This window comes from Nonomuraea composti, assembly GCF_012034275.1.
Lineage (GTDB): Bacteria > Actinomycetota > Actinomycetes > Streptosporangiales > Streptosporangiaceae > Nonomuraea > Nonomuraea composti.
Map to the genome: position 1 here is coordinate 38360 of NZ_JAATEP010000034.1, position 26180 is coordinate 64539.

Annotated in this window: 19 protein-coding genes and 1 pseudogene; 5 read left to right on the forward strand and 15 right to left on the reverse strand. The window is 69.5% G+C overall.

Annotated features, from left to right (window positions below):
* Positions 1–3: 3 nt before the first annotated feature.
* The 6 genes from HCN51_RS37250 to HCN51_RS37275 are packed head-to-tail and all read right to left on the reverse strand — an operon-like array spanning position 4 to position 6077.
* Positions 4–1179 carry a DegT/DnrJ/EryC1/StrS family aminotransferase gene (locus HCN51_RS37250; protein WP_168016381.1) on the reverse strand — a complete coding sequence of 392 codons (1176 nt, stop codon included), beginning with the start codon at positions 1177–1179 and terminating at the stop codon, positions 4–6.
* Positions 1166–2164: an NAD-dependent epimerase/dehydratase family protein gene (locus tag HCN51_RS37255; protein WP_168016383.1), complete on the reverse strand. Its 999-nt coding sequence runs from the start codon at positions 2162–2164 to the stop codon at positions 1166–1168. The genes HCN51_RS37250 and HCN51_RS37255 overlap by 14 nt, the downstream gene beginning before the upstream one ends.
* Positions 2157–3464 (reverse strand): nucleotide sugar dehydrogenase, encoded by a 1308-nt coding sequence (locus HCN51_RS37260; RefSeq protein ID WP_206068332.1) that lies wholly within the window; start codon positions 3462–3464, stop codon positions 2157–2159. The genes HCN51_RS37255 and HCN51_RS37260 overlap by 8 nt, the downstream gene beginning before the upstream one ends.
* The gene (locus HCN51_RS37265; RefSeq protein ID WP_168016385.1) at positions 3464–4255 is read right to left on the reverse strand and encodes a nucleotidyltransferase family protein; all 792 of its coding nucleotides are present in this window, start codon (positions 4253–4255) and stop codon (positions 3464–3466) included. The genes HCN51_RS37260 and HCN51_RS37265 overlap by 1 nt, the downstream gene beginning before the upstream one ends.
* A 23-nt stretch (positions 4256–4278) precedes the next feature.
* Entirely contained in the window at positions 4279–5748 is a 1470-nt protein-coding gene (locus tag HCN51_RS37270) for an amidase family protein (RefSeq protein WP_168016387.1), read from the reverse strand.
* Positions 5749–5807: 59 nt separating this feature from the next.
* Entirely contained in the window at positions 5808–6077 is a 270-nt protein-coding gene (locus HCN51_RS37275) for an acyl carrier protein (protein WP_168016530.1), read from the reverse strand.
* A gap of 160 nt (positions 6078–6237) precedes the next feature.
* Between HCN51_RS37275 and HCN51_RS37280 the strand changes: the two genes are divergently transcribed.
* Positions 6238–7077 (forward strand): class I SAM-dependent methyltransferase, encoded by an 840-nt coding sequence (locus HCN51_RS37280; protein ID WP_168016389.1) that lies wholly within the window; start codon positions 6238–6240, stop codon positions 7075–7077.
* Positions 7078–7091: 14 nt separating this feature from the next.
* Here HCN51_RS37280 and HCN51_RS37285 read toward each other — a convergent pair whose 3' ends face one another.
* Both HCN51_RS37285 and HCN51_RS37290 read right to left on the reverse strand, forming a co-directional pair.
* Positions 7092–7964, reverse strand: coding sequence for a beta-ketoacyl-[acyl-carrier-protein] synthase family protein (locus HCN51_RS37285; RefSeq protein ID WP_168016391.1), 873 nt, complete (start codon positions 7962–7964; stop codon positions 7092–7094).
* Positions 7965–8035: 71 nt separating this feature from the next.
* Positions 8036–8629 (reverse strand): LuxR C-terminal-related transcriptional regulator, encoded by a 594-nt coding sequence (locus HCN51_RS37290; protein WP_168016393.1) that lies wholly within the window; start codon positions 8627–8629, stop codon positions 8036–8038.
* A gap of 744 nt (positions 8630–9373) precedes the next feature.
* Between HCN51_RS37290 and HCN51_RS63125 the strand changes: the two are divergent.
* Positions 9374–9918 (forward strand): annotated as a pseudogene (locus HCN51_RS63125) (IS701 family transposase); the annotation flags it as partial.
* Positions 9919–10140: 222 nt separating this feature from the next.
* On the opposite strand, the gene HCN51_RS61690 reads toward HCN51_RS63125, so the two are convergent.
* From HCN51_RS61690 to HCN51_RS37315, 5 genes are all read right to left on the reverse strand, one after another.
* On the reverse strand, positions 10141–10269 hold the full coding sequence (locus HCN51_RS61690) for a hypothetical protein (RefSeq protein ID WP_277350188.1): 129 nt from the start codon (positions 10267–10269) through the stop codon (positions 10141–10143).
* Between the two features lie 380 nt (positions 10270–10649).
* Entirely contained in the window at positions 10650–16829 is a 6180-nt protein-coding gene (locus HCN51_RS37300) for a S8 family serine peptidase (RefSeq protein WP_168016397.1), read from the reverse strand.
* Positions 16830–16846: 17 nt separating this feature from the next.
* Complete coding sequence (locus HCN51_RS37305; protein ID WP_168016399.1) at positions 16847–17017, reverse strand: hypothetical protein; 171 nt, start codon at positions 17015–17017, stop codon at positions 16847–16849.
* 80 nt (positions 17018–17097) lie between these two features.
* Positions 17098–20052, reverse strand: coding sequence for an ATP-binding protein (locus HCN51_RS37310; RefSeq protein ID WP_168016401.1), 2955 nt, complete (start codon positions 20050–20052; stop codon positions 17098–17100).
* A 522-nt stretch (positions 20053–20574) separates the two neighbouring features.
* Positions 20575–20793 carry a hypothetical protein gene (locus HCN51_RS37315; RefSeq protein WP_168016403.1) on the reverse strand — a complete coding sequence of 73 codons (219 nt, stop codon included), beginning with the start codon at positions 20791–20793 and terminating at the stop codon, positions 20575–20577.
* Between the two features lie 210 nt (positions 20794–21003).
* On the opposite strand from HCN51_RS37315, the gene HCN51_RS37320 reads away from it, so the two are divergent.
* The 3 genes from HCN51_RS37320 (at position 21004) to HCN51_RS37330 (ending at position 22771) form a co-directional block, all read left to right on the forward strand.
* Entirely contained in the window at positions 21004–21267 is a 264-nt protein-coding gene (locus tag HCN51_RS37320; protein WP_168016405.1) for a hypothetical protein, read from the forward strand.
* Positions 21268–21370: 103 nt separating this feature from the next.
* Positions 21371–21520: a hypothetical protein gene (locus HCN51_RS37325; RefSeq protein WP_168016407.1), complete on the forward strand. Its 150-nt coding sequence runs from the start codon at positions 21371–21373 to the stop codon at positions 21518–21520.
* A 258-nt stretch (positions 21521–21778) separates the two neighbouring features.
* The gene (locus HCN51_RS37330; protein ID WP_168016409.1) at positions 21779–22771 is read left to right on the forward strand and encodes a substrate-binding domain-containing protein; all 993 of its coding nucleotides are present in this window, start codon (positions 21779–21781) and stop codon (positions 22769–22771) included.
* 232 nt (positions 22772–23003) lie between these two features.
* On the opposite strand, the gene HCN51_RS37335 is transcribed toward HCN51_RS37330, so the two are convergent.
* Together HCN51_RS37335 and HCN51_RS37340 are read right to left on the reverse strand one after the other, a co-directional pair.
* A complete protein-coding gene (locus tag HCN51_RS37335) occupies positions 23004–23774 on the reverse strand; it encodes an SDR family NAD(P)-dependent oxidoreductase (RefSeq protein WP_168016411.1) in 771 nt (256 codons plus the stop codon).
* A gap of 49 nt (positions 23775–23823) precedes the next feature.
* Positions 23824–26178 carry a glycoside hydrolase family 3 protein gene (locus HCN51_RS37340; RefSeq protein ID WP_346433927.1) on the reverse strand — a complete coding sequence of 785 codons (2355 nt, stop codon included), beginning with the start codon at positions 26176–26178 and terminating at the stop codon, positions 23824–23826.
* Positions 26179–26180 lie beyond the last annotated feature (2 nt).

Below are 26180 nucleotides of genomic sequence, written 5' to 3' on the forward strand. Positions count from 1 at the left end.
GGCTCACTCCCCCGCCAGAACGTCGGCCAACTGGTCCACGACGTACGCCACGTCGTCGTCGCCGAGACGGGCGTGCAGCGGCAGCGACAGCAGCCTGCGTGCGACCGACTCGGTACGTACGAGCCGTTCGCGCGGGATGGCGTCGGTCCGCAGGCCGTCCGGGTCGTCCCGGTAGTACGTCATCAGATGCGTCGGCGGATAGTGCACGGACGTGGATACTCCCGCCGCGCGCAACCGCCGCCTGATCCGTTCCCGGTCGCTGCCCTCGGGCAGGAGCACGGGCAGCAGATGGTGGGCCGAGGCGCCCTGGTGCCCGGCGAACGGCACGTCCAGCCCGCTGATCCCGGCCAGACCGCCGTGGTACAGGGAGACCAGGTCGCTGCGGCGGGACCGGTCGCCGTCGAGTCGGCCGAGCTGCACCGAGCCGAGGGCGGCGGCCATCTCGGTGGGCCGGTAGTTGAGGCCGACACCGGTGACGTCGTATCCGGCGGAACCGCTCGCCGTACGGCTTCGGGAGGAGCCGTCGATGCAGTGCGAGCGCAACGACCGTACGCGGGCCAGCAGTTCGGCGTCCCGGGCGAGGATCATGCCGCCCTCGCCGGTGGTCAGATTCTTGGTGGCGAAAAAGCTGAAGCAGCCGATGTCGCCGATCGTGCCGAGTACGCCGTCGGGCGTGGCGACGACCGGGCTGTGCGCGGCATCCTCGACGAGGTGGAGCCCGTGCCGGTCGGCGAGGGCCCTGACCTGTGCGATGGAGGCCGGGTATCCCCCGTAGTGCATGACCACGATGGCCCTGGTGCGCTCGGTGATCAGCCGCTCGATGTCGGCGGGGTCCACGGTGAGGTCCCGTGGGCCGTGGATGTCGGCCAGAACCGGTACGACTCCGTGCAGGGCGCAGCACGCCGCTCCCGCCACGAACGTCAGCGACGGCATGATGACCTCGTCCCCCGGCCGCAGGCCGAGCGCGAGCACCGTCAGGTGCAGCGCCGCGGTGCCGCTGCTGACGAAGACCGCGCCCTGCGCCCCGGTGGCGGCCGCGAACTCCTCCTCGAAGACGTGGGTCCGCCGGTCAGCGGAGAGCCAACCGGAGGTGAGGACGTCCGTCACGGCGTCGATCTCGGGCCGGCCGATCGTGTTGTCGGCGAAGACGATCTCGCGCCGCGTCTCACTGACTGCCATGCGGGGCTCCTTCGGCCGACGGGCCGCGACGCTCCCCCTTGTACCAGTCGAGCATGTGTCGCAGGCCACTCTCCAGGGGCACGGGAGTGCGCCCGGGCAGTAGCCGGCGCAGCCTGGACAGGTCCGGCAGGCGGCGGGCCGGCGAGTTGGCGGGGGCGGCGAGGAACTCGAGACGCGGAGAGACCCCGGCGACCTGCAACAGCAGCCGGGCCAGTTCCGCGATCCGGATCTCCTGTGTGTCGTCGCCGATGTTGGCGATCACCGGCCCGGGGTCCGGCAGCCGGGTCAGGGCGACGGTGGCCGCCACCGCGTCGTCGACATGGCAGAAGGCGCGGGTCTGCTCGCCCCCGTAGACCCGGAATGGGTCCTCGCCGTCCAGGACGCGGCCGACGAACTGCGGGATGACGTGGGAGTGGCCCATGCGCGGTCCGTAGACGTTGAAGTAGCGCCCGATACGTACGCGCAGCCGGTCGGCGCGGTACAGCAGCATGCTCTCGGCGACAGCCTTGCTCAGCGCGTAGCTGGACCGCGGCGCATGCGGCTCGGTCAGCACGAACGGCACTTCCTCGGATGTCGGGAAGGTGGCCGCCCCCAGGTGTGCGGCGCCGTCCGCGAATTCGCTGGTGGAGCTGAGGAACACGGTGTCGGGACGGGTCAGGTCGCACCAATCGAACAGGTGGGTCGCGGCCAGCACATTGGTGCGCAGGACCCGCCCGGGGGCGTCTTGGGTACGCTGGACGCCGACGACGGCGGCCAGGTGGTAGACGGTGTCCACACGTGTCGGGAACGCCTCGGCCGGGATCGGCCGGGTCAGGTCGTGGCGGACGAGCCGGGCACGGCGTTCAAGATCGGCGAGGGTGGCGTCGCGCTGCCCTCGGGAGAAGTCGTCGACCAGGGTGACCTCGGCACCCTCGTCGAGCAGCCTGCGCGCCAGATGAGCGCCGATGAACCCGGCGCCGCCGGTGATGAGTACGTGTTCAGCCACGGCCCAGCCTCATGTACGCGATGTCGGCCGCATCGGCGAGCGGCTCCTGCCAGAGCCCCCACATGTCGAAGACCACCGGGGCCGAGGCCAGCGCTGCCGCGAGGTCGTCGCGAACGTATCGCGGGTGGTCGCTCAGGAGCAGCACCACGTCCGCCTTGCGCAGCCCGTCCATCAGGGGGGTGGGGTGCAGCCCCATGGCGGCGATCCGCTCGGGCGCGACGACGAAGTCGTGGCCGAGCAGCCGCGCCACCCGGCCCGCCAACTGGGCCTGGACGACGGCAGCGGCGGAGCCGCGTACGTCGTCGGTCTCGGGCCGTCCTTTGTAGGCGATGCCGCACACCAGGACGGTGGCATCGGCGAGGGAGCGCCCGCGGCGCTCGAGCTCGGTGACGGCCCTGGCGACCACGTGCCGCGGCACCAGTTCGTTGATCTCCCGGGCTGCGGCCACCATCGGGGCGTGGTGGCCGGCCTGCCGGGCCGCCTGCATCAGCATGTACGGGTCCTTGACGAGGCAGCTTCCGCCGACGTAGCCGGGCCGGGAGATGTCCGGGCGCGGATAGCGCAGGTTGGCGGCGTCGATCACCTCGTTGGCGTCGAGCGCGTGGCCCTCCGCGATCAGGGCGATCTCGTTGCCGAAGCCGTAGATGAGGTCGGTGTGCGCGTTGCACACCAGCTTCACCAGCTCGGCGGCCTCCAGGCTGGAGACGGTGACCCGGTCCGGCATGACGGGAGCGAGCAACTCGCTCGCCGCTTTGACGGACCGCTCGTCGAGGCCGCCGACGATCTGCGGCAGCGAGTGCAGTTCCGCGAGTGAGGTCCCCTGGATGGTGCGCTCGGGGCAGAACGCGAGCAGTGGCCTCGGTGTGCGCGCCCGCAGCCGGGGCAGCACGACCTTGCGGCAGGTGCCGACCGGCACGGTGCTGCGGACGATCACGACGCAGTCGTCGGTGACGGACGGCGCGATCATGTCGATGGCTGCTTCCACATGCCGCAGGTTGGGCTGGTCGCTCTCGACGTCCGGCGAGGTGCCGACACACACGATGACGGCTTGGGGCGGCTCGTCCGGCAACTTTTCGCGGAAGGTGAGTCGTCTTTCGTCCAAACCGGCGAGCAGTTGGGGTATGCCCGGCTCCCGCAGGAGGGGCCGGCCGGCTCGGGCGGCGTCGCGTACGCGGGGGTCAGTGTCGATCCCGACCACCCGGATGCCGGCTGCGGCGAGCGACGCGGCGAGCGGCAGGCCCACGTATCCCAGGCCGATCACCGCCACGTACGCGGAGTCCTCATCAGGTTCGACGACCACTATGTCCTCGCCTTCATGTTCTCGCAGCTGAGTGGAGAAGAAATGAGCAGATCATCCGCTTCTGGCTGCGGGGTTGCGATCTTCGGCACGAGGTAGGCGGTGGGGTCGGCGGCGAAGTCCCGCTGCGCGGCCTGGTAGCCCGCAGGGGTGCCGATGTCGTGCCAGACATCGGTGAACGAACTCGCCTGAACGGAGTGTCCCTCTTCGAGGAGGGCACGCATCAAGGCGGGCATGTCCGTCGGCTCCTGCATCGGTATCAGGTCTTTGGCCTTCGGGTCGACGACGTAGACGCCCGCCGAGACATCGAAGGGCAGCGACGGCTTCTCCCTGATGGCCCGCACCTCGTGGCCGGTCTCGGCGAACTCGATCACACCGAACGGGACGACCACGTGGCGGCGTTGGGTCGCGACCGTCAGCCTTGCCCCGGAGTCGACGTGCAGCTTGTACAGGCGGCCGAAGTCGAGAGCCGTGAGGATGTCGCAGTTCATCACCAGTGCCGGCTCGTCCCAGTGCGGTACCTGCCGCAACGGACCCGCGGTGCCCAGCGGAATCGGGTCGTAGCAGTACTCGACGGCGATCTCCAGTGCCTCGCCCGAACCGATCACCTGCCTTATCATCTCGCCGAGGTGGGAGACGCAGAGGGTGACCCGGTCGGCACCGGCCTCCCGCAGACGGAGCAGCGTTATCTCCAGCAGGGTGAATTCGCCGAACCTCATCAGCGCCTTAGGGGTCTCGGCTGTCAGGGGCCCTAGCCGGGTGCCTTTCCCACCAGCGATGACGATAGCGTGCATGGATGGTCCTCCGATCCAGCCATTCACATTCGGGGGAGTGGATTGACTCGGGAACAATCTGGCGTGGTGACGCGGTCATGGCTAACTCCAGGTGCCCGCCCGACAGAGCTGGCTGAATTGCCATGCCGGACCCGTGGGGGCCCGAGAGGTTCGAGCAGTTCGTACAGCCGCTGAGCGAGCGACAGCGGCGTACGGTCCTCCAGGTAGGGGCCGACGACCGCGATGCCGATGGGCAGGCCGCGACTGTCGCGGCACACAGGGACGACCGTGGTCGGGAGGCCGGCCAGTCCCGTCAGATTGGCCCACACCATCTGGTCCCAGTACGGGCGCGGGGCACCGTCGACCGTCAGGGTTCGCTCGGCGAACGGGCGGGCGTCGTGGGGGCCGACCAAGGAGGGGACGACGGGGAGGAGCAGAGCGTCGAAGTGCGTGAAGAACGACTGCCACCGCGTCCGCAGCCGCTCGCGCCGGGCGTGCGCCTGCATCCAGTCCCGGTAGCTCTGTGCGACGTACTGCGCGCCGAGGCCGTCACCCGGCGCGCGGCCGCCAGAGTTGATGGCGGCGATGTCCGCGGCACTGTAGTCCTGCAGCGCCACGGAGGCGAGTAGCCTGCGGGCCACCTCGTCGCTCTCGTCCAGCCGGATGCCGGCCGGCCGGGTCTGCTCGACAGGCACGCCGCCGGCTTCCAGCACCCCGGCCACGTGTCCCAGTGCGCCGCGAATCTCGGCGTCGACCGGGCAGTACGGATCGTCCGGCCAGATCGCCACCCGCCGTACGGTCCTGGCGGGCGGCAGCTCCACCCGCCAGGCCGGTCTGTCCGCCTGGCTCGGGCCGGCCAAAAGGTCGAGGAGCACGGAGAGGTCGCCGGGCGTGGACGCCAGCGGACCCGCCACCGCGAGATCCGGTTCGATCGGCTGGTACGGGGGGTGGTGACCGCGGATCGGCACGATGCCGTAGCTCGGCCGGTGCCCGTAGACCCCGCAGGCGGCGGCCGGGATCCTGATCGATCCCGCGATGTCGGAACCCAGGTCGGCGGCACAGAACCGGGCGGCGACCGCTCCGGCGGAGCCGCCCGAGGAACCGCCGGTGGTGTACCGCGGATCCCAGGGGTTGGCAGCCGCCCCGAACAGGGGGTTCGCGGATTGAAGATCGCCGCAGTTCTCCGCCAGGTTGGTCTTGGCGAACACGATGCCGCCGGCCGCTCTGAGCGCGGCCACGGCGTCCGCGTCACGCCTGGGGATGTTGCCGGCGAGGGCGCGTGATCCCGCGGTGGTGCGCAGACCCTGCGTGGAGAAGCTGTCCTTCACTGTCAGCGGAACGCCGTGCAGCGGACCGAGCGGCTCACCGCGCAGTACGGCCTCGTCGGCTTCGCGCGCCCACCGCTCGGCCCGTTCGTCGATGGTGACGACCAGGCGCAACTCCTTGTTGCGGCAGTCAATACGGGTGAGGGCCTCCGCGAGAATCTCCGTCGCGGAGACCCGGCGGGCGGCCACGGCGTCGGCGATCTCCCGGACCGACCAACCGGAACCGGTCATAGGGGTCGCCCTCCCGTTCAGAGGTGCTCACGCACGACCGCGGCCAGCGCCTCCGGTGTCGCGTCCTCGAACACGGCGAGCAGGAGTGCCGAACACAGGCGGGCGCTGGCCTCTTCCGTACCGTCGCTGAAGCGCTCGCCAAGGCGTGTGATCAACTCCACGGCGCGCACCGAGTCGCCCCCGGCGAGGAAGAAGTCCCGGTGGAGGTCGAGCGGTTCGCCGGACAGGACGCGGCCCATCTCCTGAGCGATCACCGTTGGTACGTCGTCCACCGTTCGCGGCTGCATCACGCGTCCTCTTCTCTCGAATCCTGCTGGCGTTGCCAGCTTCTGTCGGGCGCGTAGCGACAGGCCAGTCCCCATTGGGCGTCCCAAAGGCCCTGCCGGATCAGGTATGCCGGAGTATGGAGATTCTGCCGCTGCCGGTCGGTCGTTACATTGCTTGCTCATGGGCGAAGACAAGATGAACGGGGTCGGCGAGACCGCGCGGTGGACGGCTGCTGCCAGAGCCCGTGAGAGTGCACGTCCCGACCGGCTGTTCGACGATCCCTACGCCTCGTTGCTCGCCGGACCGGAAGGCGCCGAACTCCTTCGGCATTTCCACACCTCACGAGCCTCCGACGAAGGCAATCCCTTCCTGCCGATCCGCACGCGCTGGTTCGACGACACCATCGGGGAAGGTCTGGCCGCGGGCCTGGTGCAGGTGGTCGGGCTCGGCGCGGGTCTCGACACCCGCGCCTACCGCCTCGCGTGGCCGGTCGGGACCACCGTGTACGAGGTGGACCAGCCGACTGTCCTGTCCTACAAGCTAGCCGTCCTCGACAAGGTTGACGCCGTACCGCAGTGCGACCTGCGGACGGTTCCGGTGGACCTCGGCGACGACTGGGACGCGGCTCTGGCGGCGGCGGGCCACGACCCCCAGGTGCCGACGCTCTGGTTCACCGAGGGGGTGCTGTTCTACCTGCCGGAAAAACTGGCCGGCGACGTGGTGCGCCGCGCCGCGAAGCTCTCCGCGCCCGGCAGCCGCCTGTGCGTCGATCTGATCGGGACCGGTATCTACCGCTTCCCGTACATGAAACCCTTCCTGCGCAAGCTCGAAGACGCGAGCAGTCCTTGGCGGTTCGGCACGGACGACCCGGGGAGCTTCCTGTCGGACAACGGCTGGATCGTGGACGTCGTGACCGAGCCCGGCCGGCCGGGCGCCGAGTACGGCCGCTGGTCCTCAGCCGCCAACCCGGCCAACCTGCCGGATCTGCCCCGTAGTTACCTGGTCGCGGGACACGTGTGAACGGCGTGAAGGCGCTACGGCACGGTCATCGACGCCACACCGAGTTGATCCAGCATCGGGTCGTATTCCATGACGAGGACGGGCCCGGAATACCCGCCGTCGCCGTCGTCGCCGCGCAGACTCCGGTCGAGCGTTTCCCACACTCCGGTGCAGACACGGCCGGCTTCCGCCCGATGGACACGGGACGAGAAGGACGCGGCCTCGCCTCTCGGTATGCGCTCGCCGATGACGATGAGGGGGTCGCCGTCCAGTTTCGTGGTCCCGATCCGCAGCATCTCTCTCACTAGCGGACCGAGTTCCGCCGGCCCGCCGACCTTTCGCAGCGCAACGCTCGGTATCCCGGTACAAGTGGCAGAGATATCTCGCGACAGAAGGATCGCCGCGGCAGCATCAACGTCAGGCCGGCCCGCGTCGAGGTCGCCGACGAGAGGCACGGCGCGCTGCTCGATCGCGACGACGGCCGCTCTTTCGCACCCTTCCTCTTGCAGATGACACTGCGCGAGTTTCAGCGCGGTGAACGGGGCCAGCTTTCCCTGTTCCGTGACGGCGTAGACCATCTGCGCCGATGGAAATTCCGTGGCCAGGAACGAGCCTGCGCCTTTCGGGACGAAGAACTCGGTGTTCGCGTAGGCGAGGATGATCACATCGACGTGGTCGGATCCCGCACCACACCCTTCGAGTGCCCTGGCCGCCATTTCTCCATACGAGCGCGATGGCACAGTGGAGAGAACAGCGGATTCATCGAGACCGTGCACGTCCGCCAGGTCGTTGAGGTATTCGTCTTCGCGCGATTGCGGGACCGCTTCAGCGGGAGCCGCCGTATCCTCGCGCGGCTCGCCGGTGAACAATGTGCTGAACGTTTCAAGGACGGATATCTGGATGGCCATCACACCTCAAGAGACGAAAGGAGCGGCACGGTGACGGACCGGGCTCCGGACCGTCACTTCATTGGTGCCGGCTATCCCAAATCCCCGGTCGCCCGCTCCGGGACGAGGCCGGAGTCGATCGCCTGCACCGCGGCCGCGGTCCTGTTCGGTACACCCATTTTTAGCAGTATCGCAGTGACCAGCCGCTTCGCGCCGTGTGTGGAAATGCCGAGACCCCGGGCGATCTGTTTATTGCTCATCCCTTTCACGAGCAGCGCCAGCGTCTGCTTCTCCCGGGCGGTGAGTTCCACATGAGGGCGCCTCCGGCGGGTCACGACCGGATACGCCTCGTTCAATAACCTGTAGGCCAATTCGGAGGGCAGGGGGACTTCCCCGTTCACCAGTCGGCTGAGCGTGTCGTTGAGACGTTCTGCTGAGATGTGCTCGAGAGCGAGGAATCCGTCCACGGGGAGAGAGCTGAAGGACTCTATGTCCTGGGTGTGCAGATCGCTGCCGGTGACAAGAATCTTGGTGCGGTGGGCGGTCGGGTCCCAGATGCCCTCGAGGTCGGACCACAAATCGAAGGAGACGACCAGGACATCTACCTCGTCGTCCGCGATGAGGCCGGGCAGCGAGGGAAGATCCACACGCTGCACGGAGCGGACACCCGCGATCTGCTGCAGCACGGCCTCAAGACCATGCGCGATGACATCGCTTCCGATGTGGAGCGCGACACTAAGGGAGGCATTTCCGTTGATGGGGGACGATACCACTGTTTCCGACACAGGTCTCTCCGCTCTCGATGGTTCACCGACAGTTGGCGAACTTCCCGAAATCTGTTTGGATTGTGTTTCAGTACGGGCCGTCACTCGGAAGACTTCCAGGAGTTTGGTGACGGTGCGTAGCGCTGCGGAATTTCTTCAGCCAACGCCGGAAGCCCTTTTTGATTTCAGATGGGCAGTGGCCCGCTCGACGACGGCCCGGATGCGGTTCAGTGGGGTATTACAGGACTTGCGGGCTGGGGTGAGGTCCCGGCCGGATGGCATCTCGTGCCGGGGCGTGGATCGCGGTTCCCTGATTCCGGCCCAGGCAGCGGGCCGTTCAGGAAAGTTGCTGCTGCTCATCGGGAACCGTACGTGCAGACACACCGAGGACTTCGACCAGAAGGCGGCAGATGCAGGCACCTCACCGCGTGGTACGTCAATAAGGATCGGCGAGAGTCTGCCGCGATGCGCCACGATCGGGCATTATCCACCCCGAGGTTCCCCTGCTTACACTCATGATCCCGAATGTAACAAAGGAGAGCGTGCACGTCCATCCCGGACCAGAACGGCCGGCAAGCGAGCCGCACGACACCGTCCATCTACTACATTCGTACATGTTGCCAGAAAATTTCTGATCGGGCGTGGAAAGCGGCGCAAAGTCTTCGGGTGGCCTTTGCCCTCACCTACAATCTGGTCGCGTCCTGGGATCCCCAGTTATCTGCGTTGACCGAGCGGATCGCCGGTCCGTTGTTCACCCGGCCCGAGCCGCGGGCGACGTTCGCTGACCTGGTTCGCGGTCTTTTGGCCGATGTGCCGCGCACAATTTCTGGCCGCTGGCCGACCATGTCGAGCATGGCACGGCCTATCGGCCAGAATGGCTGTCGAACGGCGCCAAGTGGGATACTGACGCGCTGCGTGATGAGGTCCGGACGTACGTAATCAAGCACCTGTATTCGAGTGATTGGGGGGACCTATCGCCGACGATGCGCAGGCCCGCAAGAAGGGCGATGAATCGGTGGAGGTCTCACCGCAGTACGGCGGGCTGACCGGGCAGGTCCAGAACTGTCAGGTCATGCCGGTGCTCACCTACGCCTCGGCAGCCGGTCACACCATCGTCAACCGCCGGTTGTACCTGCCCCGAAGGGTGGGCCGGCGATCCGGCCCGCCGCACAGACGCCGGAGCGCGCCAGGATGCGCCGTTCGCGACCAAGCGGGCAGCTGGTGATGGCGATGCCGCAGGAGGAGCTGACGGTCCGCCGGACGATCAAGGCCGGGCGGCATCTGACCCAGGAGATCACTGTCGAGCGGTGGCTGAACGCCGCACCGGCCCCGACCCACAGGTGCGCCAGAGCGTCAGATTCCGGCGGCCGGTCAGCATCGCGACCGTAACCGCCTGCACCCCAGCACGTCTCCGACCAGTTCCTGTGGCTGGCCTACCTGGCCGGCCTGCCGACATCCGGCTGCACGGCCTGCGGCATGGCGGCAGCGTCGCTGATGTTGGCGGCTGGGGTGGAGATGAAGGTGGTGCGGGAAACGCTGGGACACACCTCCAGCGCGTTCACCGCTGACACCTACACCTCTGTCTACCCGCAGGTGGCCCACCGCCGCCGCTGAGAAGACCGCGGCCCTGCTGTTCGGTAAGGAAGAGCAGGGCGAGAGGGGGAGAGTCGTCTCGTTGAGAAGCTGACGCTCGGAGAGAGCGTCCGGCCCCGCGTTCGCCGCCTGCTCGCGGCGAGGCGGGGCCGCCGCTCTCGGGCCGACTGGGAGGATGGCGAATGGATCATGACGAGTGCCACGAGTACTCACATGCGACTTGAACCGCATGGATGGAGTTTCGGCAAGCGCAGGCCGGAAGCCGCAAACTCGGCAGGCATGGTCAGAGCCCCCACGGCGATCCTTTCCGGGGAGGCTCTGACCACTGCTGGCGGACTGGTTGGCTATCTCATAGGCGCGGGTCCTGCTGGACCTTCAGGGCGTTGAGGATCGGGTCGCGCTCGCCGATATCGCGGCGAAACTCGACCCTCAGATCGCCACCGGCGTGCTCGACGGTGACCGTGTTCACGTCCGCGGTCAGCGCGCCCACCTTCGCCTGCACGTCGTGGTCGTACAGCACGGCTTTGCCGGCGACCACGACATCGAAGGTACGCTTGCCGGCCTTGACCTTCTCGAGCTCCGCGAAGTCGAGGCCGATCCGGTACGTCCCGGCGGGCGCGTTCTTGAACACGTAGGCGAACGTCTCGCCGGTCCGCTGGGTGCGGAACAGGTCGTCGTCCTCCGTGCCACCGATGTCGGCCTTGGTGGCATGTGCCCTGCCGCCGACGTAGCCCCACGGCCGCGAGCCGAGTTTCTGGTCGGGCGACCAGACGAAGCCGTCGGCACCGACGTGCCCGGACCCGCCCGCGTCGACGCCCTTCCAGTAGGCCGAGGTCGCCAGGCGGACCGGCCTGAGCTGGGCTTCGCCCTTGCCGGCGTTCGACGCCACGAGCACGTCCCCGACGAGCACGCCGGGCTCGACGGCGGCGTTGTCGGCCGTTGCCGTGACCGTGGTGGACTCGCCGACCGCGAGCTTGACCGTGCCGGTCGCGGCCGGGCCCGTGAGGGTCAGCCACGGAAGGTCGGCGGCCTCGTGCCCGCCGTCGCTGGTGCGTTTCTGCTCGCTGAGCCGCACCTCGAGCGGGGCGGAGCCGGTGTTGGTCACGGTCACGTCGGCGCTCGCCTTCTGGTCCGGGCCGAGGAGCCAGTCGAGGTCACCTCCCGTGATGGTGGTGACGCCCGTGGTCAAGGCCGCGTCGACCACCTCGGCCTGATCCTTCTTGGCGATGGTCACGGAGTGGCCGGCCGTGACGTAGTTCGGCGCCCAGACCTGCACGGTGTTCTGGCCGACCAGCGCCTGGGCCTTCCACCGGCCCTTCTTGTCGGCGGTGATGACCCGCTCACCGTTCGGCCCCTTGAGCGTGACGATCGCGCCCCCGATCGGTTTGCCGTCGTTCGCGTCGGTGACCGTGCCCTCGATCGTGCCCGCAGCCGGGAGGGTGTACTCCAGCCCCAGACCGGCTGTCAGGATGGGCTGGTTGAAGGAGTACTGGCTCGCGGGGTTGCGCGTCAGGCTCTCCAGGCCGACCGTCGCCGACGATCCGCGGGTGACGGGGTTGTCGCCGCCGATGCCGTCGCCGTATCCGATCTGGATGCGGCCGTCGGCGATCAGGGTGACCGAGAAGCTCACCCGGGCCGCCCTGTCGCTGTCGAAGGCGGCGTTGCGCCACTCGATGACCTCAGCGGCCAGGCCGTCCACCTCGGTGGTGCCGAAGTAGATGTCCGCCTGGTCGTCGACGACCAGGTCATCCCAGAGCGGAAAGATCGCATCGAACGCGTATGGCGACGGCAGCGCCGTGTTGTTCCCCAGGGCGCTGGCCCGGTCGAAGACCAGCGCGCCGTTCGTCGTCACACATACGCCGTCCCAGGCCGTGTCGTAGAACGGGAACAGGAAGCCGGATTCGAACCACAGCACGCCGCAGACGTCATCGCCGTGCCACCCGGACTCCTCCGTACCCTGGCGGTAGAGCCCGTCGGTCACCTTCATCGAGTACGAGCGACCGGCGGGGGCCACCGGCACGGGGCCCGGCTCCGGCTCCTCGGGCCGGGGCTCCGGCTCCGCCTTGTCTGCGCGCGGATCGAGCGTCACGCGCAGCGCCGCGATGCTCGGAGCCCGCAGGCCCTTCGAGCCTCGCAGCTCCACGGTCAGCGGACCGCCGTCGTGCCGCACGACGGCGGTGTGCCAGTCGGCGGCATTCGGGCCGACGGCTCTCACGGGGTCGTAGGCGTACTGCGTCAGCTCGCCGTCGACGAGGACGTCGAACACCCGCTTGCCCTGCTTCACCTGCTCGATCTCGGCGAACCCGAGGTCGATGGCGTAGGTGCCCTTCGGCGCGTCGGGGAAGGTGTAGATCAGGTCCTTGCCCGGCGTGGTGCGCTGGGACTGGAACAGGGCGTCGTCCTCGGTGCCCTTGATCGCGGCCCTCGCGGAGATCGTCCTGCCCTTCCCGGTGTAGCCCCACACCTCGTCACCGGCCGCCTGGTCGCCGGACCAGGTGTAGCCGGAGGCGTCGGTCAACGAGGAGCCGCCGGCGTTGACGCCGACCTGGTACTTCGTGGTCGTGAGCGTCACCGGGACGTAGGTCTTGGGCTGCCGTCCGGAGTCGGACCACACGACGATGTTCGCGCCGAGAATGCCCGGGGCGGCGTCCTTCGAGGAGATCGAGACCTTGACCGTCGTCGACTCGCCCGGTGCGAGGGTGCCGCCGGTCGAGGAGAGCGACAGCCAGGGCAGGTCGGTGAGCAGGTCGTCCTCGACGTCGACCAGCACGACGTCATCGGCGATCTGGTCCGCCGCCCACAGCGCCCCGGTCGAGTCGGTCTCGAGGCCGCCCCCCTGGCCTGCCTTCTGGCCCGGGAACCACCACGCGTTGACGAGCGAGCAGTCGTCGGGGTCGACCTGCAGCAGGCGGGTGGGCCGGTTCGAGGTGAGGTCGGTGTACCAGATGGTGTCGGAGGCCTGGTTGTAGGCCAGGCCCATCACCTCGGGCAGCGGCGGGGCGCAGAAGGACAGCAGCGCACCCGCGTTGTCGTGCGACGTCCCGGCGACGGTTCCGATCATGCCGTTCGCCCGGCCGCCGACGTAGAACACGTCCTCGGCGGGGTTGTAGGCGAGTCCGGTCAGCTGCAGCGTGGACCAGTCACCCTTGATCTGCCGGGTCTCCTTTCCGGTCTCCCGGTCGAAGCAGTGGATGTAGCTGGCCGGGCTGTCCTCCATCTGGCACATGTCACCGGTCTTGGTGTCGAGCGCCATGTCGAACGCCCGGTACTTGGGGTTCCACGAGGCGTCGAAGACCTTGCCGGTCGGCTTGCCCGTCACGGTGTAGGCGGTGTTGGTCCGCGCATTGTAGTCGTGGACCCAGACGTCGCCGTCGTACCCGATGCCGGAGGGCTCCTTCTCCGCGATCGTGCCCGGGATGTCGATGCGGGTGATGACGTCGCCGCCGGAGGTCGTGCCGACCTTGCCGGCCGCCCGTGCTTCCGCGGCGCTCGCCGTCGCAGCCTTGCCGTCGACGTTCGACGGCTTCATGCCGCTCGCACCGGACTGCCACGCGGTGAGGTCGATCGTGCTGTCCGCACCAGTACCGGTGCGGGTGGTGGTGCCGGCGGCGTCGAGCTCGGGGTGGCGCGCGGCCTCGCCCAGGTCGTACGTGAGCGGGGCGGAACCGTTGTTGGTCAGCGTCAGCGAGCCCACACCATTCTGGTCGGTTCCCATCACGGCGTCGAGGCCGCTCGCCTTCACGCCGGCGGCGCCCGTGGCGAGGCGCGCGTCGATCGTCGCCTTCGCGTAGAGCTTGTCGAGCGTGAAGTCGTACGACGCCGTCACGTAGTTCGGCGCCTCGACGGTCATCGTGTAGCCGGCGACCGGCAGCTGGCGACGCACGACGCCCGTCCCGCCGGTCGTGACGCTCTCGACCAGGCCGTTCTTGCCGGTGAACGAGACCTTGGCCCCGGACACCGGCAGCCCGTCGTTCTTGTCGACGACGGTCGCGTCGAGGTAGCCCCAGTCCGGAAGGTCGTAGGTGACGATCATCCCGTCGTGCAGCACCGGGACGTTGTCGGAGAACCGGATGCCGTCCACACCGGCCCAGCCCTGGATGCCGGTGATGGTGCGGGCGCCGCCGGTCACCGGGTCGTCGGTGCCGATGCCGTCGCCGTACCCGAAGATCACCTTGCCCGAGCGGGTGAGCGTGGCCGAGAAGCTGACCGGCTCCGTGTACTCGGACCGGATCGGGTAGGCCCAGATCTTGGCGTCGCGGAACTCGATGACGAACGCGTCCTCGCCATCGACCTTGGTGGCCGTCGTGAAGACTCCCCCGCCGGGGGCGAACTCGACGGGGGACGAGACGTAGAACGGGAAGACGCCCGCACCGCCGGTGCCGGGTCCGGTGGAGGTGGTCGGGGAGATCACGCCGCGCAGGCTGATTCCGAGGGTGTCGTGGCTGCCGTTGTAGAGCGCGATCGGGAACGGCAGGCTCACCGTCGCCCACACGCCGCTCTTGAACGCGACCGGGTCGGTGCCGCGCAGGTACTCCCCCTCGGAGAGGGAGCAGCTGTAGCCGCCCTTGTCGACGACGAGCCCGATCGGGATCTCCAGCGGCTTGTTCTCGGCGCCGACGGTCAGCGGGACGGATGCCGGCGAGAAGCAGGCGTTGGGCGTGACGGCGAGCCCGTACTGGCCCTCCGGCACACCGGCGATCGTGAACGCGCCGTTGGCGTCCGTGCGCATGGCGTCCAGCGGCGTGTCCTTGACGGAGACGTCGGCGTTCGGGACGGGCTGCTTCTTGTCGTCGATGACCCTGCCGCTGATGTCGTGGCGCGCGGCGGCGGTGAGGGGAACCTCGACCGAGGTGTTCTGCCCGCGAGCGACCGTGGCGCTCGCGGTCGCGGTCAGGTACCCGAAGGCCTTGGTGCTGATCTGGTAGTCGCCGACCGGGAGATTGATCGTGAACCGGCCGTCCTTGTCGGTCCCGACGGACCGGCTGAACGGTCCGCTGATCGTCACGTCGACGGCGGGAACCGGGGCGCCGTCGGCGGTGACGACACCGGTGAGGGTACCGCCCTGCCGAGGGGCGAGCTCGAGCAGGCGGACGAGGTCGAGCCGGCCTTCGCCGTACTTGTTGTTGAAGTCGGCGGTGCCGCCGCACTCGGTGTCGTCGACGTCGACGGCCGACTCGGCCAGCAGGCGGCGGGTCTCCTCGACCTGCCCGATGAGGGTGGGGTCGTAGCTCCACAGGTCGGCGACGGCGCCGGCGACGTGGGGAGCCGCCATCGATGTGCCGGACATCTCGGTGTAACTGCCGTTCAGGTAGGACGAACGGACGGCGACGCCCGGAGCGGAGATCTCGGGCTTGATCCGGCCGGCTTCACCCTCGCCCTTGCGGGAGAACAACGCGAGCGTGCCGTCCGAGGCGTAGGCGCCGACCGAGTAGGCACTCTCGGCGGAGCCGGGCGAGGAGACGGTGTCGCACGCCGCGTACGGCGTGGTATTGCCCGACGACCAGACGCTGAAAATGCCTGCGGCGCTCCATGCCTCGTCGATGGCCTTGAAGAAGTCGTCGAAGTTGTGCTCGACGGTCTGGCCCCACGAGTTGTTGATGACGTGGGGGCGCTTGGACGGGTCGGGGTTGTTCCCGTGGACGTCGGTCGGGGCGAGCAACCACCAGCCGGACTTGAGCAACGACTCGACGCCGGTGCTGTCGCAGCAGCCGTTCGTCGCGATCCACTGCGCGTCCGGGGCGACGCCGACGTGGTTGGTGCCGTCGTCGCCGACCATGGTGCCCATGGTGTGCGTGCCGTGTCCGTCGTCGTCGCACGGTGCGCCGGCGCACGTACCGCGGGTGGCCATCCAGTTGTAGTTGTGGTCGACGGTGCCGTCGGGCTTCGTGCCGCGATACTGCCGCATCAGGGCGGGGTGGTCGAACTGAACGCCCGAGTCGAGGTTGGACACGGTGATGCCCGCACCGGTGGCCCCCATGGCCCAGGCTTTGGGGGCGTGAATGGCGTCCAGACCCCACGAGACGGTGCCGTCCTCGGCGGTGGCCTTGGGACGGACGGCCTGGTCGGCCGGCGTCTTCTCGTCCACGGGCTCGACCAGCGCGACCTGTGGCGACGCATGGATCTCGGCGACCTGCCCGACCGAGGCGACGTCGAGCGCGAGCTTCTGCGTGCCGCCCTTGACGAGCACGGCGTTGACGAGCGGGTAGGACGTGTACTTCACGCCCGCCGCGTCGAGTTCGGCGGAGACGGACGCCGCGGAGGCCTTGGCCGCGGCCTTCAGCGCGTCGTAGACGAACTGACCGCGAGCGGTCCAGTCGGCGATCTTCTTCGCCGGCGCGAGGTCGGCCTTGGTGTCGAACGTGATCCAGAAGTCGGAGACCGGCTCCGTGCGGAAGCGGCCCTTCAGGTCCGACGCGATCTTGTCGGCGGGCGCACCGGGGTCCGGCTCAGCGGCCGACGCCGGTAATGGCGTGATCATGCTCAGGCCGACCGCTACGGTCAGCGAAGCGACGAAGGCTTTCAGTCTCACGTGGGGGGTCCTCCGGCCTACAGGGGTTGGTAGGGGTCGTGGCTCTCGTCATCGCCGTCATCGCCGATATCCCGGGTGTCAGGGGCATCGGGGGCGTCAGGGGTGTTGACGCCTGGCTCGCGCCACAGCTCAAGGGGTTGCTGGTGCTCGATGAGGGAGTCGTCACGTGCGGTAGGTCGCTCAGGCATGCACTGCCCTAGGGCCATGGATCATGGAGTCATGCTCGGGCTGACGAGCGACCTTCGCTATCCGGCGGATACGTCAATTTTCACGACAGGTCGCCGAGGGAATCCTCTTCTGCGAACACTCCGGCCTCTACCGCCTTGACCGCGAGCGCGGTTCGGGAACTCACCTTCAACTTGCGCATCGCCGCGCGCAGCTGTTGATCCACCGTGGCCGGCGACTTGGCCAGGATCCGGCTGATCTCCCGGTTCGTCTTGCCGGCGACGACCAGTCGGACCACGTCGAGCTCACGAGGTGAGAGCCGGTCGCCGTACCCCCGTCGACCGCCGCGCCACAATCGCGGAACCTCGGCGCCGTGTTCGCGAAGCCGCTGTGCGACACGGTCCGCATCGCCGCGGGCTCCGAGCCTGAACAGTTGCTCGTACTGTGCGGCCAGCAGCTCCCGGCCCTGTTCGATCCGGCCCAGTGCCATGAGCGCCTCGGCTTGACGCTCGCGGGCGAGCATGGCGTCGTAGGGGCGCGGCAACGCGTTCCAGGCGCGCGCCGCCCGGTCGTACGCCCTCGCCGCGCGGGCGTGGTCTCCGGCTGCGGCGGCCAGCAGAGCACGGCATACGGTGAGGGCGGCGCGAGGCGCAGGCGCCGTACGGCCACGCAGTCCTCTGGCGAACTGGTCGCCCAGGCGGGTCGCGGCCTTCAGGTCGCCCGCGACGAGGAGCGCCTCGATCCGGGCGGGGACGAGGTCCGCCGCCCAGACCCAGATGCCCTTTCTCTGGACTGTGTCCATCGGCTCGTTCGTGATCTGCAGCGCCCGGCCGCTGTTTCCGTCCGTCAGCCACAGTCTGGCCAGCGCAGCGGCGGCCTCCATCGTGTCGTCGGCCGCACCGAGACGGGCGGACTCCTCAAGGACCAGCCGGAACTGCTCCCCCGCGGCGCGCCGCCGTCCGGCCGCGGCCGCCAGCCGGGCCGCGAGGCGAATGCTGCCGAGGTAGTGCGCCGGCCGGTCCCGGTCGGCATCGGCGAGCGCCGCGCTTGCCTCCGCCAGACCCTCCCACCGGCCGGTGAACCACGCCAGGTTGGCCTGTTCGAGCCGGACGTTGTGCTGCAGCCGGGACGCCTGCTCGGCCTCGGCAAGGCGCATGGCCACGGCGAGGTGCTTTTCCGCGTCGGCGTACCGGCCCCAGATCAGTGCGCCGGTCCCGACATTCGTGTGGATGCGGGCCACGTCAAGACGCTCCGCCGAGGTCGCGCCGTCGATGGGCAGGCCGGCGACGACGTCCCAGGCCTCCTCCTCGCCGAGCATGAGCAACGCGGCGGCTCGGTTGCCGGCCAGGTTCAGCCGCTCCGCGGGGGAATCGACTTCGGCGGCGAGCTCAGCGGCGCGATCCAGCCAACGCCGATGGGTCGACGCCGGCCACGGTCCCGCGTAGGCCCATCCTAAATAGGTCATGGCCCGGGCCGCCTCGACCGGGTCATGGTCGAGGTTGGTCACCGCTTGCTCGAGCTCGCTGAGCGCGGCCTGCGCCTCACCCCCGATGATCAGGAGCCGGCCCAAGGGATTACGGATCTCGGCCTGCTGGCGGGCGGAGAGACCGGGGGTCTCCAGCACCGAGCGCAAGGTACGGATCACGCGGTGGTAGACCTCGTCGAGCGGTTCGCGACGGCCCAGCGCGGCTACTCCGGCGATGCGCGCGACCCGTGCCCGATCCGCCGGCGGCAGCTCGGACCACGAAACCAGATCGACCAGCAGGTCGACCGCCTTGGTGTGATCACCTGAGGCCATGGCCAGCTCGGCACCCTGCTCGGCGTACCGCGCCCAGGACCGTGTCTCGCCCGCCTCACGGAAGTGGTGGGCAAGGCGTGCGACAGGCGGCGGATGGATGTCCTCCAAAGCCTGGCCGGCCAGCAGGTGGAAGTGTCTGCGGTCGGTCAACGGGACCGCTTCGTAGACAGCCGTGGCGGCCAGCACGTGCCGGAATCGCCACTGGCCGCGGTCGTCTCCGTCCAGGAGGCCGACGTCGGCCGCCTCCGCGATGGCGCCTCGGCACGCAGCCGGTGACAGACCGGCGGTCATCGCGATCGTGGCCACCGATGACCGCTCGGCCAGCGTGGCCGTGGCCCGCAGCACCTGCTGCGCCGCCGGCGACAGACGGCCCACCCGCTCCCGGGTGGAGTCGCGCACCGTTGGCGGCACCTGTAGCTTGCGCAGCTTCAGCCGGACCCACTGTCCGTCGCGGAAGACGAGGTCGGCACGGTCGCACATGAGGCGAACCGACTCCTCCAGCACCAGAGGAACCCCACCGGTCCGCTCGTGCAGGAACGTCGTGAACTCCTGCGATATCGGGTTGCCGTCCAGCATCGAGGACACCAGCGCTGCCGTGTCGTCGGGTCGCATCGGCGCCAGAGCGATCCTCAGCTGGGTCACGCCGGCAGGCAACCGGGACGTCAGCCGCAGCAACAGCGATCCGGCGTCCACCTCCTCCGGCCGATAGGAGATCACGAGGCTCGGCCCGTCCGATTGCTGCCGGGAGGCGACGAACAGCAGGAACTCCAAGGTCACCTCGTCGGCCCAGTGAGCGTCCTCGAGCACGAGAACGTCGACACGCAGAGCCCGCAGCAGCTCCTCCAGAGCGCGGAACAGGCGATGCCGTGCCGCCTTCGCATCGTGCAAAGGCTGCAACGCGGGCGGCAGGTCCGAGGACCATTCAGGAAACAGGGGCCGTAACGCGCCCGCGAGCTCGGTGAGCCGCAATCGCGACACCGGGCGATCGATCCCACGGAACGCGTCGACGATCGGCCCCAACGTCAGCGACTCGCGAAGCGGTGGGCACACCGAGACCAAGGCAGTGCGCTGGTCCGGCGCGGCCAGCCACTCTCGCAGCAGCCTGCTCTTCCCGATCCCCGCCTCGCCCTCCACCAGCACGATCGCCGGTGGCCGGGCCAAGGCGACCCGAAGCGCCGCCATCTCCCGATCACGACCCACGAAATGCGGCGCAGAAACCGTCGGTGAAGTCCCATCGTCCTCGGGCAAGGGGTCGAGCATGCGTGATGATCTCGCTTTTCGCTGCTCGGGCGCAACCACCCGTCCGCCCCGGGGTCGCGTGGGTGCCAGGAACTCGGCCTGAAGGGTGTCAATACTCCGTTCACGTGACCGATGGGCGCCCCGCCGCCCGTACGGCTGGCCCTTCCTCGTCTGCGGCGCAGGCATGGCCATCGGCCTGATGCTGACCCGACGAGCCGAAAGGCGAACAGGCTGACGGATGCGAGACCGCCATCGCTGTTCGATGCACCGTTCGACCCACCAGTGGTCGGCGAGCGTGGCAGCGTCTTCTCGTTCCGGCCCGCGGTCCTCTCGATCGCGATGCCAGGCGGCGAACTCGTCGGTGATCGGGTTCAGGTTCTGCTGAGACTGGCGCTCAGGAGCCAGGTCGGAACAGCACGGCGCATCCAGCAGATGGCGCGCGGGTGGACTGGTCGCACGGGGCCGGTCAGGTGGAGACGAGTGCCGCGATCGTTGACCGGCTCGCCCATAACGCCACCATCATCGAGAGACCGGAACCGACTCCTACCGGCTCGCCTGCACCCGAGCCCAACAGACCGGCGTCACCGGACAGCGAGCCTGGCCCAGCCACACGACGACGCACCACCTGTCATATGCCGCCTCCCACGCCTCCAGATCATCGTCGTCCCGCTCCAAAAGCTCCAGCTCTCGATCGAAGAGCGGCTTCACCTTGGCGAAGGCCGGGCCGGCGACGAAGGTGCCGTGCATCCAGGGCATGTCCACGACGCCTTCATGCGGGCTTGCGCGGACCGGGCCCAGCCCCGCAACACCTCCTCTCTGCCCGTCACACCCTTCCTGGTGACCTGCTTGACGCAAAGACGGTGGCCATCCACTTGACCCGGAAACAGGCATCAGCTTCTACCTAGAGTTCGGTTTCTGGAGGAACTCTTCGACAACCCCACCCTGATCAACCGGCGCCGCTACCGCCAAACCGTGACCTTCTACCTCCGCGGCGACGACATCTCCCCCGCCGCCATCGAACTCCCGACCGAGCCCGACCTGGACAACGCCGGTGTCGCCTTCGGCAAGCTCCTCAAGAAGAAGGACTTCTCCTGGCCTGAGCACGGGGAGTCGCTGCTGCGCCGATATAAGGCCCGCTACTTCGACGAGCCCCAACTGCCCACCACCGTCCCGGTCAGCGGCATGATGGCCGAACCTCCGCGCAACGCCCTGCGCGAGGAGTCACCGGAGCCGTGATCGCAGCACAAAACCCCGCGAACCGCCGGCAAACGAGAAGCCTTGCGGTCACCCTCGATAGTGCGGCACTTTCGCCGAACCACCGAGAGGACGCATACGGCCCTTGAGCCGACCGCGGAGCAGCAGGCCGCGAGGGACGTGTTCGTCGCTGGCCCTGACCTGGCCCTGGTACGCCGGCACCGGCCGTCCATCCGGGCGCGCCACCACCGCCACCGCGTGGCGCAGCGTCTCGCGGGTCGGCTCGATCTTCTGAGGTGCCACCGGCCGGGTAACGTGCGGGCCTAACAGGCGGTGTCCTGTCACGAGACCACGTGGACCGCGACAGTTCTGCGGTCCATCTGTGCCAGCACCGAACTGCCGCCGGCACCCTCGAAGCACGCTTTCGTCAGCCTGCCACAGCATCCTTGAGGGTCCGGTTCCTCCTAAGGGGCCCGCATTACTGGCACGTGTTACCAGCGAGCGTGCGGGCGTTAGCATCGTCCCGACGGACGGACGGCGGGACGAGGGCAGAGTGACGGACCAGAAGAAGACCAAGCGCCGCATCACCAGCGTGGACGTCGCGCGGGAGGCGGGGCTGTCGCGGGCCACGGTCAGTTTCGTCCTGAACGACACGCCGGGACAGTCCATCCCCGAGGCCACCCGGCAGCGGGTGCTGCAGGCGGCGGCCCGACTGGGTTACACGCCCTACGCGCCTGCCCGTACGCTGCGCAGCGGCCGCAGCGACGTCGTGCTGTTCGTCCTGCCGGATTGGCCGCAGGGGCCCACGATGGCGGAGTTGGTCGACCGGGCCGCGCAGGTGCTGGCCGGCGCCGGGCTGACCCTCGTCACCCACGTGCACACCGGCCGGGACGACGATCTCGCGCGGCTGTGGACCGCGCTCGCCCCGGCGGCCGTGTTCGGCATGCGGCCGTTCACGGCCGGCGAAAGGGCCGGCATGAAGCGCGCGAACATCGCGGCCGTGCTGCCGTCCCCGGAACAGAGCGGCCACGATGTCGGCTCGACGCTGTGGCTCAATGGCGTGGGCCGGCTCCAAGCGCAGTACCTGATCGGGAAGGGGCATACCCGGCTCGCCTACGTCCTGCCCGACGACCCCCGACTGAGCGCGCTGGGTCAGGGGCGGGCCGAGGGAGCGGCGCAGGCGTGCGCGGAGGCCGGCCTGCCGGTACCGATCGTCTCGACCATCCCCCTGGACACCGCCGCGGCGGCCGAGACGGTGGCGGGCTGGCGGCAGCCTCGGACCGCCGTGTGCGCCTACAACGACGAGGTGGCCCTGGCGTTGCTGGCCGGGATGCGGGAGCTGGGCACGAGCCTGCCGGTGATCGGCGCCGACGACATCCCGGCGGCCCGTTTCGCGGTCCCGCCGCTCACCACGGTCGCCCAGGACAGCGGCGAGCTCGGCGCGCGCATCGCCGCCGCCCTGCTCAGGGCGCTGAACGGCGAGCCCTCACAGCTTGACGTGCTGCCGGATGCCGGGATCCGGGTGGTCGAGCGCGAGTCCGCCTGAAGGGGCCACGGCGGGCGACTCACGCTCGGCCGTTCATAGCGCCCCTAGGTCACGGTTACTATCACGTGTAAGTGGTGCAGATCCCTCACAGGCTGCCCGCCGACGCTGATCGTCAACTCCATCATCAGCACCTTCCGCACGCGGCTGTCCCGATAGGCGCCCGGCGGCGGGCCTGGCGCGTCGGCGAGGGCAGGGCCGGCCGCCGTGGCCGAGGTCAGATGAGCGTCGCAGGTCACATGTGAGCGCCGCCGTCGACGCGGATCTCGGTGCCGGTGATGAACGCGCCGTCGTCGGAGACGAGCATGGCGACGACGCCGGCGACGTTCTCGGGGCCGGGCAGGCCGTCGCTGATGGCGGAGGTCAGCTTGAGGAAGAGGTTCCAGTCGGTGTCCTCCGGTACGAGGGAGCCGATGTTGTTGGTGATGCCGCTGCTGATGCCGCCGGGCACGACGTTGACCGCGCGCAGTCCCTGCTTGGAGTACTCCAGGGCGAGGCTGTGGGTGAAGGAGGCGATGCCGCCCTTGCTGGCCGAGTAGGCGGCCATGAACGGGTGGGCGTAGAAGGCGGCGGTGGAGCTGAAGTTCACCACGACGCCCCGGCCGGACTCCAGCAGGGCCGGCAGGGCGGCCCTGGTCATGAGGAAGGTTCCGGTCAGGTTGACGGTGATGATGCGGTTCCACAGCTCCAGGGAGCAATCGTGGGTGTGCGCGCCGCGCAGGATGGCGGCGGTGTTGACCAGGGCGTCCAGGCCGCCGAGCGCGCTCACCGCCGAGGAGACCACCTTGGTGACCGAGCCTTCGTCGGCGATGTCGACGGGGGTGACGGTGAGCCGGTCGGCGGTGCCCTGCTCGGTCGCCAGGGCGAGCGTCTGCTTCAGGCCGTCCTCGGCGATGTCCGCGGCCACCACGCGGGCGCCCTCGGCCAGCAGCCGCAGTGCGGTGGCCTGGCCGATGCCGGAGGCGGCGCCGGTGATGAGGATGCGGCGGTCGGTGAGTCGCTGCATGAGAGGGTTCACTCCGTTTCAGTCGATGGTGCAGGTCCGATGGTGCAGGTCAGAGAGTGCAGGTCAGAGGGAGGTCGGAGGCGGAGCGGCCGATGCGCAGCCGGTGCGGGCGGCCGGACGGCTCCTGCGGGGCGATGCCGATCCGTACCGTGATCGTCTGTCCCGGTGCGGCTTCGGCGGCGGCGAAGCCGGCCAGGCGCAGAGCGCCGTCCTGCTCCAGATAGGCCTGGACGACCTCGCGGCCCGGGCGGTCGCCGGCGTTGCAGAGCATCACCTCGACGGCGTCGCCCGCGGGCGCGGCGGACAGGTACTCCCAGGTGGTGTAGGACAGGCCGTGGCCGAACGGGAACAGCACGCCCTCGGGCCGGTAGGCGCGGTAGCCGATGCGGTCGCCCTCGGCGTGGTCGAGCACACCGTCGACGGGCCGCGTGGACAGGACCGGGACGTCGGCCTCGGTGGCGGGGAAGGTGGTGGGCAGCCGGCCGCCGGGTTCGGCGCCGGTCAGGACGTCGGCGATGGCGTCGCCGCCTTCCTGGCCGGGGAACCAGGACCACAGCAGCGCGGCCGGTTCGTGCGCCCAGGGCATCAGCCACGGCGCTCCGGCGTTCACCACGACCACGGTGCGGGGATTGGCCGCGCAGACCAGGCGGACCAGGTCGTCCTGCCGTCCGGGCAGGGTCAGGCCGGTGCGGTCGAGGCTCTCGGTTTCGGTGTCGGCGTCGCTGCCGACCAGCACGATCGCCACGTCGGCGGCGCGGGCCGCCGAGAGGGCGGCCTCCAGTTCTTCTTCGTCGGTGCCGCGTGGCGGTTCGTAGCCGAGCCCGGTCAGGGTGACGGGGTAGGGCAGGTTGCGTTGCGGGCGGATCAGCAGCTCTATGTCGATCGGGCCCGCGTCGGCGGTGAAGGTGAAGGTGTGGGAGGGCGGGTTCAGCAGCAGGGCGGCGATGTCGTCGCCGTCCTGGAGCCGTTCATGGGACTGGTCGGCGTTGCCGGGGACGCGCAGGATGTGGCGTCCGGTGCCCAGGACCGACAGCCGGTGCAGGCCGGCGGCGGGCAGGGTGAGGCGGGTGCGTACGACCAGCTCGGCGACCTCGTCGGCGAGGATGATCGGGAACCACCAGGGGGCGGGGTCGCGGTGCTCGGCCGTCAGCACGGTGCCGCCGGCCGTGCGGTGCTCCAGTCGTACGCCCTGCTCGCCGGTCTCGGGGTCGGTGGCCATACCGGCGGGCAGGGGCCGCAGCTTGGCGTGCGGGAAGACGCCGCCGTGGACGGTGATCTCGGTGTCCTCGCCGAGCACCCTGCGCAGCCCTTCAAGCGGCGTGACCACGTGCTCGGGGGTGACGTGGGCGCTGCCGCCGCCCTGGGCGGTGAACCGCACCGCGTTCGGCCCGATCAGCGCGACCTTGCGCAGGCCCGGTCGCAGGGGCAGCAGGCCGTCGTTGCGCAGCAGGACCGAGCCGCGGATCGCCAGCTCGCGCAGCCGGTCTCGGACGTCGCCCGGAACGGGCGGGGCGGAGGTGGCGGGGACGCCTTCGAGAGCGCCGGTGCGCGCGGCCAGCCGCAGGATCCGCAGCACCTTGTCGTCCACGACCTCGGCCGGGACGCGGCCGTCCTCGACCGCCGCCACCAGCGCGTCCCCCCAGGGCCCGTCCGGGCCCGGCATGACCAGGTCGAGCCCGGCCAGGGCGGTGGCCTCGCAGGATCGGGCGGCGGTCCAGTCGGAGACCACGACGCCGTCGAAGCCCCACTCCTGTTTGAGCACGCCGGTCAGCAGGTCACGGTGCTCGGTCATGCTCTGGCCGTTGACGCGGTTGTAGGCGGCCATCACCGCCCAGACGCCGGCCTCGCGCACCGCCGCCTCGAACGGCGGCAGGTACACCTCGCGCAGCGTGCGCTCGTCGATGCGGGCGTCGTAGGTCATCCGGTCGGTCTCGGAGTCGTTGCCGACGAAGTGCTTGACGGTCGCCGCCACCCCCGCCGACTGCACGCCCCGGATGAAGCCGACGGCGATGCGGGCGGTGAGCAGCGGATCCTCGGAGTAGCACTCGAAGTGGCGGCCGCCGAGAGGCGAGCGGTGCAGGTTGACCGTGGGGGCGAGCAGGACGTGGATGCCCATCTCGCGGGCCCGCGCGCCCATCAGCCGCCCGGCCTCGTAGGCGGTCTCCTCGTCCCAGGCCGCCGCCAGGGAGGTGGGGCTGGGGAACAGCAGCGAGGGCGGCGTGTCACCGCCGAAGGAGGTGCCGCGCGGCCCGACGGGGCCGTCCGACAGGGCCAGCGCGGCCAGCCCGGCCGACGCCACCGGGGTCAGCGTCCAGGCGTCGGCCCCGGTGAGGAGGGCGACCTTCTCCTTCAGGGTCATGGCGGCGAGGCGGCGCAGCAGGTCCGCCTCATCGATCAACGGCACGG

Coding starts and splice junctions, on each gene's coding strand:
- HCN51_RS37275 (WP_168016530.1), bottom strand. CDS start 6,077: ATGCAGCCGCGAACGGTGGACGACGTACCAACGGTGATCGCTCAGGAG.
- HCN51_RS37305 (WP_168016399.1), bottom strand. CDS start 17,017: ATGCCTGAGCGACCTACCGCACGTGACGACTCCCTCATCGAGCACCAG.
- HCN51_RS37265 (WP_168016385.1), bottom strand. CDS start 4,255: ATGCACGCTATCGTCATCGCTGGTGGGAAAGGCACCCGGCTAGGGCCC.
- HCN51_RS37335 (WP_168016411.1), bottom strand. CDS start 23,774: ATGCAGCGACTCACCGACCGCCGCATCCTCATCACCGGCGCCGCCTCC.
- HCN51_RS37310 (WP_168016401.1), bottom strand. CDS start 20,052: ATGCTCGACCCCTTGCCCGAGGACGATGGGACTTCACCGACGGTTTCT.
- HCN51_RS37250 (WP_168016381.1), bottom strand. CDS start 1,179: ATGGCAGTCAGTGAGACGCGGCGCGAGATCGTCTTCGCCGACAACACG.
- HCN51_RS37285 (WP_168016391.1), bottom strand. CDS start 7,964: ATGGCCATCCAGATATCCGTCCTTGAAACGTTCAGCACATTGTTCACC.
- HCN51_RS37280 (WP_168016389.1), top strand. CDS start 6,238: ATGGGCGAAGACAAGATGAACGGGGTCGGCGAGACCGCGCGGTGGACG.